The organism is Paenibacillus sp. Pae15 (assembly GCF_024519685.1).
GTDB lineage: Bacteria > Bacillota > Bacilli > Paenibacillales > NBRC-103111 > Paenibacillus_G > Paenibacillus_G naphthalenovorans.
This window is the reverse complement of sequence record NZ_JALJRM010000010.1, coordinates 161,976-172,124: the sequence shown is the minus strand read 5'-3', so window position 1 is coordinate 172,124 and position 10,149 is coordinate 161,976. Positions and strand designations below refer to the sequence as shown.

The 10,149-nt window shown below is 43.5% G+C and carries 11 protein-coding genes, 1 tRNA gene and 1 pseudogene; 4 read left to right on the top strand and 9 right to left on the bottom strand.

Going from position 1 to position 10,149, the window contains the following annotated elements:
- Positions 1-130: 130 nt before the first annotated feature.
- From NR121_RS11210 to NR121_RS11180, 7 genes are all read right to left on the bottom strand, one after another.
- On the bottom strand, positions 131-988 hold the full coding sequence (locus tag NR121_RS11210; RefSeq protein WP_062410867.1) for an ATP-dependent DNA ligase: 858 nt from the start codon (positions 986-988) through the stop codon (positions 131-133).
- Positions 989-1,361: 373 nt separating this feature from the next.
- The gene (locus tag NR121_RS11205) at positions 1,362-1,709 is read right to left on the bottom strand and encodes a hypothetical protein (protein WP_054820047.1); all 348 of its coding nucleotides are present in this window, start codon (positions 1,707-1,709) and stop codon (positions 1,362-1,364) included.
- A gap of 35 nt (positions 1,710-1,744) precedes the next feature.
- A complete protein-coding gene (locus NR121_RS11200) occupies positions 1,745-2,683 on the bottom strand; it encodes a C40 family peptidase (RefSeq protein WP_160327347.1) in 939 nt (312 codons plus the stop codon).
- Between the two features lie 255 nt (positions 2,684-2,938).
- A complete protein-coding gene (dctP, locus tag NR121_RS11195; protein ID WP_054820049.1) occupies positions 2,939-3,529 on the bottom strand; it encodes a TRAP transporter substrate-binding protein DctP in 591 nt (196 codons plus the stop codon).
- 841 nt (positions 3,530-4,370) lie between these two features.
- Positions 4,371-5,663 carry an O-antigen ligase family protein gene (locus NR121_RS11190; protein WP_335338489.1) on the bottom strand — a complete coding sequence of 431 codons (1,293 nt, stop codon included), beginning with the start codon at positions 5,661-5,663 and terminating at the stop codon, positions 4,371-4,373.
- Positions 5,664-6,042: 379 nt separating this feature from the next.
- Entirely contained in the window at positions 6,043-6,630 is a 588-nt protein-coding gene (locus NR121_RS11185) for an acyltransferase (protein WP_235594257.1), read from the bottom strand.
- Between the two features lie 227 nt (positions 6,631-6,857).
- Positions 6,858-7,031: a hypothetical protein gene (locus NR121_RS11180; protein WP_160327346.1), complete on the bottom strand. Its 174-nt coding sequence runs from the start codon at positions 7,029-7,031 to the stop codon at positions 6,858-6,860.
- Positions 7,032-7,547: 516 nt separating this feature from the next.
- On the opposite strand from NR121_RS11180, the pseudogene NR121_RS11175 reads away from it, so the two are divergent.
- A pseudogene (locus NR121_RS11175) lies at positions 7,548-8,356 on the top strand (transposase); the annotation flags it as partial.
- A gap of 82 nt (positions 8,357-8,438) precedes the next feature.
- On the opposite strand, the gene NR121_RS11170 reads toward NR121_RS11175, so the two are convergent.
- A tRNA-Val gene (locus NR121_RS11170) sits at positions 8,439-8,511 on the bottom strand.
- A gap of 218 nt (positions 8,512-8,729) precedes the next feature.
- On the opposite strand from NR121_RS11170, the gene NR121_RS25315 reads away from it, so the two are divergent.
- Positions 8,730-8,894: a DUF3973 domain-containing protein gene (locus NR121_RS25315; protein WP_137671281.1), complete on the top strand. Its 165-nt coding sequence runs from the start codon at positions 8,730-8,732 to the stop codon at positions 8,892-8,894.
- 13 nt (positions 8,895-8,907) lie between these two features.
- Here NR121_RS25315 and NR121_RS11165 read toward each other — a convergent pair whose 3' ends face one another.
- Positions 8,908-9,156: a hypothetical protein gene (locus NR121_RS11165; RefSeq protein WP_054820057.1), complete on the bottom strand. Its 249-nt coding sequence runs from the start codon at positions 9,154-9,156 to the stop codon at positions 8,908-8,910.
- 150 nt (positions 9,157-9,306) lie between these two features.
- On the opposite strand from NR121_RS11165, the gene NR121_RS11160 reads away from it, so the two are divergent.
- Positions 9,307-9,465 carry a hypothetical protein gene (locus NR121_RS11160; protein WP_171006050.1) on the top strand — a complete coding sequence of 53 codons (159 nt, stop codon included), beginning with the start codon at positions 9,307-9,309 and terminating at the stop codon, positions 9,463-9,465.
- Between the two features lie 12 nt (positions 9,466-9,477).
- Positions 9,478-9,699 carry a DUF2905 domain-containing protein gene (locus NR121_RS11155; RefSeq protein WP_054820058.1) on the top strand — a complete coding sequence of 74 codons (222 nt, stop codon included), beginning with the start codon at positions 9,478-9,480 and terminating at the stop codon, positions 9,697-9,699.
- The last annotated feature ends 450 nt before the right edge of the window (positions 9,700-10,149 follow it).

The window sequence follows — 10,149 nt, the reverse complement described above, 5'->3', positions numbered from 1 at the left end:
GGTTTAGAGACTTGCGTTGGGTGTAGATGGAACTAATCTTGTTCAGCAAGCCCTATATAAAAAGATGGGGTACGTTATTCATTATGGCCGGTGATCATGAAAGTAATCTTTAAAACAGATGAAAAGAACATTAAAATTTTAATTCAACCAAGGAAGGCTTCCTTAAAAAACCGTGGCGAGTCCAATGGTAAAATTTTACTTTGGCCTTGATCAAAGGTTGAATATAAACAAATTGATTGTCCTCGCCTGTAATCAGCTGTTGAGTGACATCATAAAACTCCTTCTTCTGCAGCGGGGATATATCGGATTCAATCATCCCGACCGGCCGCTTTCGCCCATGATCTTCCACCTCCGCCAACCAGCCAATGCCCTCTTTTCGATACCCTGTAATCCACACATCCTCGTACTTGTAATTCATGATCTTTAACCAGTCATGAGAGCGCCTGGAAACGTACGGACTGTCTTTTTTCTTGGCAACCATCCCCTGCATGGATTGTTCAACCAACAGATTGTAAAGCTCCTCGCCTCTTTCATTTACTTGAAGTATGATGTGAAACCGCTCATTTGTCACCATAACGGATTCAAGGATAGACCTTCTTTTCATTAATGAAAGATTGCGCAAGTCGCGGCCTTTATGTTGAAGGATATCCCAGACCACATAATGCACCGGACGCTGCTTGGCAAAAAAGTGGATTTTCTCCCGCTTTGTTAACTGCAAACGTTCCATGACAAGCTCGAAATCCGAAGCTCCCGTATCCGGATCAATACAGCAGACCTCGCCGTCAAGAATAACGTCACCTTCCACAGGAACATCATGAAGTTCGGGATACTGGCGTGTACATTCCGTCTGCTCTCTTGTAAACAGCCGTGTTTCATCACCCTTCTTGATCAAGATTAGCCGGTGCCCATCCATTTTCGGTTCGAATATAAAAGCCGGGTCTGAGAAAGGATTGTCTTGAGACTCAAGGAGCATAGGACTAATCAGCATATGCATCACCCGAATCCATTTTATCATGGAAAATTCATTGAATAAGCAGGAAAAAGAAGGAGACCTTAAGGCAGCACAAAATAGAAAAAGGACCCCTTTCGGAGTCCTTTTCAACGGTGAGTGTTTGGTATTTGCCTTGAATCTTTCCATTAGCTCGGGTTTTACACCTCATTCACATCTTGCAGTACGTGTACTACAGTAACGTGTCTTTGGCACACACCTCCGCTTCTATCTCGATTCAACAACAACTTCCACGGTATTGCTCGTTAGATCGCCCAACGGAACCACACCTCTCTTGTCACCGTTAATAGTATGATGTCCAAACCGAAAATCTTTATGCGCATTTTTTTTGCCGCCGCGGCCCCGCCATATTTCATCGATTCAACGGCTCATATCCTAAATAAGCATCCAGCTTTTCTTTGATCAGCTTCATGCCTTCCTTCACCGCTCTTTGTATAAGTAAATTGGTTTTATGCGCCTCATAATCCTCCTGCTCATACTGCACCCTGATCTCCGCATGTTCCCCCTTGACAATGCCTATAATGACCGATACAACTTCCCCGCGCTCATCGGGTCTGCCTGGATTCTCATGCTCGCTGCGGCCTTCCTCGATCATGGAATCCCACGCCAAAACATCTATGCTGCATTTGTAATCATAATCCGGATGCTTAGAATAGGATTTGATGGTGTCGGCTAACTTCACCTTCATCCAGATCTTCATCTTGTCCCCCTTCAACCGTTCCCAAGCTAATCTAGTTAAACAACACGCTTGGCAAACAAAAAACGATTTCTCCAGTATGTATCAAATTCCGTTAACGTAACCCCCGGATCGCCGTAGGTATGAATGATTTGTCCGTTACCCGCATAGATCCCCACATGACCTACCGTTTGGTTGCTGGCAAACCGGCCAGGGGTATAAAAGAACAGGAGATCCCCGGGCTGCAGCTGATTTACGGATACGCTTTGACCAACCTCCGCCTGAGCACGTGAAGACCTGGGAAGCTTGATTCCGAAGTGGCCGTACACATACTGGACGAAGGAAGAGCAATCGAATGTATGTGTACTTTCGTAAGGTCCGGCAGCAAATTGATAGGGCGTTCCTACCAACCCTTCGGCAAAGCGGATCAAGTCATTTTTGTTCACCGAGATTCCTGCTGCTCGTAGGGTTTCCGTTTCAGATTGCTCCAATGGGAATGTGTTTTGCCGGTCGGACAGCCGTCGATCATCGATCGGGGAGAAAATAACCTGCGACCGTTCCCCGTTCCAGTTCACCGGGACTCCGAACAGCGCGGACAACGCCTGTGTAGTTAGATGCGGTTTATGATCAATATATTTGGGGGCCTGCGGCAGTTCGACGGGCATATCACCTGCCATGGCCCGGGTTTGGTTCATGTTGACGGAATAAGCCGCATCCGTGCCGCCCATGGCGAAACAACCGTTGGCGTAATGCAGATCATAATTCATCGATTTCGCCGTTTCCTCCAGCGGCACCCAGACCAGCCCGCCGCTTTCCCTGTATACCGGGACATTGGACAAGGTCGATACGTTGGCTACATACATGGTAGCCGTATGGCCGGTTGGCGTAGGCTCTTGAAGTCCGATATGCTCGGTTTGCCTGTTCGTACAACCTCCCGTAATAAATATTGTCACAATAAAAAGTATGTAAACAACCTGTCGCGCTTTCTTGGATACCATCGCCATAACCGCCTTTTTTTCAATGTTTTTCCGGTAAGTGTTTACCAAGGAAAATAATTTATGCATGAAAAATGACGGCATGAAACAGCAAAGGCCCGCAAGCTTAACTTGCCGGCTTCCATTGTACCACATTCCTTGCCAACCTGCTTAACCGGAGCTTGGCGGACAAGACCGCCCGTCTGGTATATTTTACAACCTACAAGCGGAAGAACCACCTCCTCATGTTCCCAGGCAGGCGGTCCTTCTTTTCCATTCTTATTTGGCAAAATGTTCTTTAATGTGATCAATCCATTCTTTGGAGTCCGGAACTCTGGCGTATAATTTGGTATAAACCTGTTCCGACGCCTCAACGAGCTCTTTATGGAATTCAGGGGGAGCCGAAATTCCCTTTGCATTTAATTTGTCTTCCAAAGCCCGCTTCCCTTCCGCATTCAAATATTCCGTTGCCGCTCGAACATCAGGAAAGAGATAAGGCAGGTCGATCACCGTCATTAACGGCTCTATGCCGGATAAAAATGCGGTAGGCGTAACAAAAATGTGCACGTTGCCCGCGATCACTTGCTGCACCATCTGATCACTGCTGCCCAGCTGGCAGGATGGATAAACCTCCACCTTGAATCGGCCATCCATTTTCGCTTCATGTTTTTGTTTAAATTGCTCCATGCTGTAAGTAATCGGATCATGGCTCGTACAGGAAGTAATCTTGACTACAAGCGGCACCGCATCGTTGGAAGAAGCGCCGGCAGGCTGCGCACCCGGCGTACCGCTGCTTCCGCACGCCGCGATCACAAGAAGTACTGCAGCCAGCACAAGGACACCCCATCGCTGCATCCGTTTTCTTTTCATCTTTTTCCCTCCTGTTCCCGTTATTGTTGGTCAGCCTTATAACATCTTGAAGGGGTCTGTAATGACATTCCCGGTGTCGACCCAAACGCTTTTCACCCGCGTGTATCCAAGTTAGGCAAACCATACGTCACTCCGTGGACAAGACCCAGTCCGGATGTCCTCAAAGGAGCGCAAAATCTTGCGAATGATAAAACGGACAAAGAGACAGATGGACATCCGGACCTCATTACGAAGACACACGATAACATCAGCAAAATAGATTTGGAGCAGGAAGGTGACGAACTCACCCTTTCTTTGTTACGGACAACCGGAGAAATTGAGATTTAAATGAAAAAAGTTCAACCGCCTCAACGAAATGATGATTGAGCGGTTGAACTTTTTTTACCCTATTCGCCGAGTTATGATCAAAATTCGAAATTGATCTTTTATCCATCGATTTGTCTCTGCCCTTAAAGCAGCTTAAATGTTTCTCATGCCTTTCTGCATAAGCTCCCTATTTTGTCATGGTGAGCTGTTTGATACATAATCCGATGACACCAATAAACAAGATGATCCCTATAACATCCCAAATAAATAGTCCCATCGTTCCACCTTCAATCTCATTAATCATTGATTCTATAGTACCATATTTTTCTTTTCATGTCGATTAATCGGATAATTTAAGGACTTTTGTCATATTTAAAAGACCTATAAGATGGCCGTCCTCTTATCATTCATATAAAATCCCAGGGTTTACGGCAGATGACGGGGTAGATCGGAGCATGGTTAACCATGCGTTAGAGGGTTGACATGTTGTACTTGGCTTAGGTGAAGAACGATTTGAAATCCTCTGTAGTCCTTGCTATGCCGAATGGCTTGAGTGCATATCCTTACTCGCTATCTTTGGCACGGAGGAGGAACGACTTCGTTTCATCCTTGGTACATAATCAGCAGAAAGCAGAGCGAGTATTATAAAAAACAGCGTTCCAATACTGCTGTACGCGGTCAATTCGTAGGTGTTCATGTTCAACAATAAGGCCACCAAACAGAGTTTTAACAGTGTTGCTTTTGTTTTGAATAACAAAATCAGAATGACTGATAGAAAAAGAACGAACCCAATCATGCCGGACTCATACAATATTTTGATGAAATTATTGTCGAGCACTCCTGTAATATGACGAATACTTACACCCGCACCAGGGGATAGACCAAAGAGCATGATGGCACCGAATTCGTGAAAAGCGTCCCAAATATTAGAAATCACACTGAAACGATGGCTATAAGACTCATCATCCGTTCGAGCGATACGGGTAACGAAAGATTGCCATATCCCGGTTTGATACAGTACGGCGAATATCGCAACACACAAGAGGCCAAATCTAAATATCAGTTTAAAGCTAATTTTAATCTTGTAAGCTATCAAAAATAGTACGAGCACAATGGTCGTGGCGAAAATGTTTCCGCGCGAGAAACTGGTCAATAGCCCAAAAGAGAGGATGAGGGCACTGATAATATACCATTTTGCCCCCTTCCCACTCCGCCGTAGCTCAACAATCATCCCGAGCGCCATAATGAGCCCAACCATGCAGACCGTTCCAAGTGCCAATGGTTCCCCTTGAAAGCCAAACGAACGGGTGACTCGGTCTCCCGCAGCAAAAAAGCCCCTTTCACGCAATAGATATTCTTCGATCAACAACGGTTGCCGGGTGATAAACTGCGAAATTGCCAAGATGGCATTGAACGTACTCAGAAAAATGACAATTTTTATCATTTTGTTCTTAAAAGACTCATAATTTGTGGTGAGCAAATACACTGCAAAAAACACACCAAAATTCATGATTAGCATAAACACGAGGGAATTGATTCGGAAATATCCTTCCCCCATCACGACGGATAGATAGGACGAAAATAAGATACAGAAAAGGTAAGCCGACATGATCAACACCGGGAATTTAGACAACGCCATTGTTTTTGCCCGAGAGATCATCAAACAAATGAACGAAAGATACATCGCACATAACACCAATACCTTATCCGGCGAGAACGTTCCAATCGGAGTAGATACTTGATAGAACACGGTTGCTTTGCTGTCCGGGATAAGACATACCACCGTGACGAATAAGAATGCGACTAGCGTTAAGGTTTTATTAGGCACCAACAAAACGATTCACTCCCTGGTACATTATGTATCTGTTTTATTTTATATATGGTACATTTTGTATCCTACTTACGAATCAATCATATCACACTTTTCACAAAAATGGGTATATTTTCATATGAATATTTACAAAATTCGGCAGGACTTATTGAACATTAACCTCATACGGGCAATACGCACGCCCTAGTCGGATGTGTGCAAGTGAAACTTTGGTTTGCATCCGACGTAAGAGGTATGATCTTGCAACCACCGCTGCACCTCCGAAAAAAATAAGAACACTCGCCCGTTAACTCCGAGCAGGTGTTCTTATTAGTAAGCCTATGGACTTTATTAGTTAAAGATTGCACACGGGTTTCGTGTGGATCATTAAGTAGTCTTACAACCAGTGTATATTGCTTTTGACTACTTTCGCAGGAACTCCAGCTACAACGGAATTTGGAGGAACATCTCTTGTAACCAGTGCTCCGGCTGCAATAACCGCCCCGTCACCAATAGTTACTCCCTTTAAGATGGTTGCTTTACATCCAATCCAAACCTTATTTCCAATAGTTACAGACGCTGTATCACTATTCCCTTCAATTGAATGATAATCCGTGTCCATTATAGTAACATCCCACGAAATCGCACAATCGCTACCTATTGTAACATTGTCCTTACACATAATTTCTGTTCTGCGATTAATATAAGTACGGTCCCCAATTGAAATAACGGCGTGGTCGGTATCTAGGTAAAAACCTACATTATGGTATAGCAGTACATTATCACCTAAAATCAGCTTAGAATTTTTCCTTGCCGATACTTTTACTTTCCCCGCTACACGCAGAAATTCACCGCATTGTTCCGTTTTTTTCCTAAATAAAAATCCCTTCATTAGCCTGACAATCAACACTGGCAATGATTTTAGGGATTTTTTACTGCTAAAGATATTTTCTTTTTTAGGGTAAATACTTCCGATAGCTGGCATACTCCCACCGCCTCAACCTATGATTATCTATATAAAGTAAATTTTATAGGAATCCGCGTCGATTTTCCACTAATTTTTTCCTTTCATGGTTATAGACTAGACACCGTTTGTACGAATCTTTGCAGAAGACCACTCTTCGCCCTTTTTCCGGGCATAAAAAATACCCCGGATCGGCTCGGGGTTGAGTCTTAATAATATCCCTATAAATCTCCCAATGGTGAAATCCATCACTGTTGCCGTGTCATCAAGGTATAACCCTTTCCTTCACATTCATCGCAATTAATAAAAACGTCTAATGCGCCAGTACCGCCGCAAGCTTTACAAATTATCATGTTTTCCTTGTCGGTGTCAGGTTTCTTACCTATAAACCATTCTACAAACCACTCTTTTATCTTAGTCATAACGCTGCTCCGAGCCAATTGAAAATCCCCCTTGTCATATTACATCTAGAGATTCTCAATCCATTTTAACACCGAGTTGAAAATTTTATATCAATTTGTTATCTAATTATGATCAAATTATTATCAATTTATTACCGAATTTCTTCATCAACAAGCGTGAGGGTAGACATGTTGTTATGTCGCTAAAGATGAGAGAAAACCATAAACGGATAGCTGAGCGTATGGATGGTCAAGCGTGAAGATGTTGGACTGGTATGCTCACATTACACCGTACATGCAGAAGGAAACTGCGGACGCATTCGGGAAATGTTCTTTTCGGCACCAATTGCCATTTGGACGTCTTATGAAAAGTACATAAAAAGCAAAAAAACTTGATTCCTCATTTTCAGGCTGTCGAGAAAGTCTCGATAGCTTTCTTTATACTAAAAAAATTTAATATAGGTAACACATGAACTAGACGGTGAAGAGCATGCTTCGTTCTAATAACGGTAAACAAAATCCTATGAATTTGTATCTATCGAAGATCTCGTTCCTCAAGATCACATGCTTCGCAAGATCGACAAATACATCAGCTTTGAATTCATTAGAGAAAAAGTAAAGCCTCTGTACTGCGAAGATAACGGGAGACCGGCCATTGTTCCTGTGATCCTCTTTAAGATGATCTTTCTCGGCTACTTTTACGGCAATCGTTCGGAGCGGCGCTTAGAACAAGATATTCAAACCAAGCGTATCGTTGGTTTCTTGGTAGTGTTCAAAACTAATTAGCGAAAATTGTTCAAAAGGTCTTGACGGTTACAACAGATCGCGTTCCAGACCACACAACCATTAGTTGGAACCGACGCAAACGGTTCAAGGATACAGCGATCTTCCAAGAGGTGTTCGATGAAATCGTCCTTCAAGCCGTTCAACATCGAATGGTCGGAGGTAGGGTTCTCATCTCAGACTCCACGCATATTAAAGCCAACGCCAACAAACACAAGTTCACGAAACAACAGGTGCTGCAAAACACGAAGGATTACATAGAGGAACTCAACGACGCGGTGGAGGAGGATCGCAAGAATCATGGAAAAAGCTCTAAAACCAAGAGAGGAAGTGATCGAGCATAAGGAAATTAAAGTGAGCAAGACAGATCCCGAAAGTGGCTATATGGTTAGAGAAGGAAAGCCCGAAGGATTTTATTATTTAGACCATCGTACCGTCGATATGAACTACAACATCATTACGGATGTACATGCACTGCTTACGTTGAACGATTGGACCGACAGGTAAAGCGTTTCGGCTTTAAAGTCGAAGCCGTAGCTCTGGATTCGGGTTATTTAACCAATTATCCAAGTAGCTCCTCTATGAAACCACATTATAAATTATCACAAAATAAAAAAGCCCTTGAATATCAAGGACTTTTTGGGATGACCTGTAGTGGGCTCGAACCACTGACCCCCACCCTGTCAAGATGGTGCTCTCCCAGCTGAGCTAACAAGTCATAACATCAAATATTATTTCTGCGTATATAATACCAATCTCATGAGTAAAAGTCAACACTTTTTAGACAGCACTTTTTTTCTTCCGCTCGCCTTTCTATCGTTCCATTTAAATATGAAAAAAATTTAGAAAAATCTATAAAAAAAATGTGTCTTAAATCACAATTTTGGGCATATAATATGTCTATAATTGTCACATCGACGCGAAAGGAGATCATTTATGTACTATTGCATTGCATGTAATAAGGTGCATCCTCCCTTGTCAACAAAGAATGAAATAATTTTTAAGACCGGCTTTCATTACATTAATTCTACTATGTACAGCGCCGGAATATGCAAGGCTGTCCCCGAACCGGAGGAATTGCAAAAATCAGTGACAGCCTAAGCCAGGCAAGCACTCATTCGTTGACGGGAGCTTTCCCGTCTTTTGTATTGTGATTCATCCATACCCGTACGGTTAGTACGATAGTCAAGATCACCAGCCCGGCAAAGCATACAACGCCTGCCGATACATACAGCCAGTCGGAAAGGGTTGGCTGCGGATCCTCCCCGGCACATGCACAGGCCAAGGATGGCTTTACATAGGACATCCCTAACCATAGCAAGGGCAATAGATATATGAACATTTTATACATCTGTCTTTTCATATCGTTCTCCTCTTCTTTTCAAGCGCCAGTACGTTCCTAATAGAGTAGACGGGAGACATCCGACGAAGGTTCCGCATCCAAAAAAGTGGTGTTTTCAACAACCCTTTTCGTGTAAAATAAAGCATATAACCCTTACAGGAGGCAATTTCTATGAAAATTGTGATTTCTGCATCCGAGGCGATGGAAAAGGGAGTATGGATTGAACTGCTCAAGCTTTTCGGCAGAGACAAGGATGAGGATTTTTTGCCTAATGAAGAGTTCATTTTAACAGAAGAACAAGCGGTGCAGTTAAAGCTGATTACAAAATAAGGAGCGGCAAGTATGGATTCGATTCCCAAGCTGTTGATCTGGGGCGGAGTGGTTATGATCGTCGTCGGACTCCTGTGGTCCGTAGGCGGAAAATTTTTGAATCTTGGCCGGCTTCCGGGCGACATTGTCGTGGAGAAAGAGAATGTAAAATTTTATTTTCCGATAGTTACGTGTATTGTGATCAGTGTCGTCTTATCGCTCGGCATGATGGTCATCCGTTGGTTTACAAAATAAGGCGCCCCTTACGGGATGCCTTATGGACATGAAACCTGCTATTTCCGTTTCCCATTCCTTGAACTCCAATCGATGGAGCTATCTTTCGGTTCGGTTATGTTGATATTTTCGTTGCGTACCATCTGAGATAAATCATCGATCGTTTGATCGAGGAGTTCCCCCTTGTGTTTGGAAAATAACCGGCGCCTTTCTTTAAGCAGAATCTCCAGTATCAGTTTTTTTTGACTCTTGCTGAACAGCATAACGTTGTTCACCTAGCTTTTAGTTTTTTTCTCAAACGCCATGCACGGCTTTCCTGAGGATCGCTTTACCAATGCCGAAGGCAGGTCGTTCGTCTTGAATCCGTAGAATCGGCAGCCTCTGGGAAAGCCCGGGTCCCATGTCACATAAAAGTATTTACACAAAAAGCAATTTATTCTCTCTTGAACGGCAGCGTTGTCGTTCTTCATG